Origin of the sequence: Vibrio sp. Vb1980 (genome assembly GCF_033338615.1) — a bacterium.
Classification (GTDB): domain Bacteria; phylum Pseudomonadota; class Gammaproteobacteria; order Enterobacterales; family Vibrionaceae; genus Vibrio; species Vibrio alginolyticus.
Map to the genome: position 1 here is coordinate 1 of NZ_JAWOSZ010000075.1, position 759 is coordinate 759.

Below are 759 nucleotides of genomic sequence, written 5' to 3' on the forward strand. Positions count from 1 at the left end.
GTAACTTTGAGAGAACTACTTGGTTTTCCGAGACGTCGGAAACCGCTACACCGGAAAATCAATTGGAGAAATCACCATGGCAGTGAATGTAAACACTAACGTATCAGCGATGACCGCTCAGCGTTACCTAAACAACGCAAACTCAGCTCAACAAACTTCTATGGAGCGTTTGTCTTCAGGTTTTAAAATCAACAGCGCAAAAGATGACGCTGCGGGTCTACAAATCTCGAACCGTTTGAACGTACAAAGCCGTGGTTTGGATGTAGCGGTTCGCAACGCGAACGACGGTATCTCGATTGCACAAACTGCTGAAGGTGCAATGAACGAGACCACTAACATTCTTCAACGTATGCGTGATTTGTCTCTACAATCAGCAAACGGCTCAAACTCGAAATCAGAGCGTGTGGCGATTCAAGAAGAAGTGACCGCGCTCAACGACGAACTAAACCGTATCGCAGAAACCACTTCTTTCGGTGGTAACAAGCTACTAAACGGCACACACGGTGCGAAATCGTTCCAAATCGGTGCGGATAACGGTGAAGCAGTGATGCTTGAGCTAAAAGACATGCGCTCAGACAACAAAATGATGGGCGGTGTGAGCTACCAAGCTGAAAGTGGTAAAGGTAAAGACTGGAACGTTGCTGAAGGTAAGAACGACCTAAAAATCAACCTAACGGACAGCTACGGCCAAGAGCAAGAAATCAACATCAGCGCAAAAGCGGGTGACGATATCGAAGAGCTTGCGACTTACATTAACGG

Annotated in this window: 1 protein-coding gene; it reads left to right on the top strand. The window is 46.8% G+C overall.

Features of this window, described 5'->3' with window-relative positions; translation table 11 throughout:
• Positions 1-76: 76 nt before the first annotated feature.
• The coding region (locus R7F64_RS23855) for a flagellin (RefSeq protein ID WP_318072146.1) at positions 77-759 on the top strand (683 nt) is incomplete at its 3' end.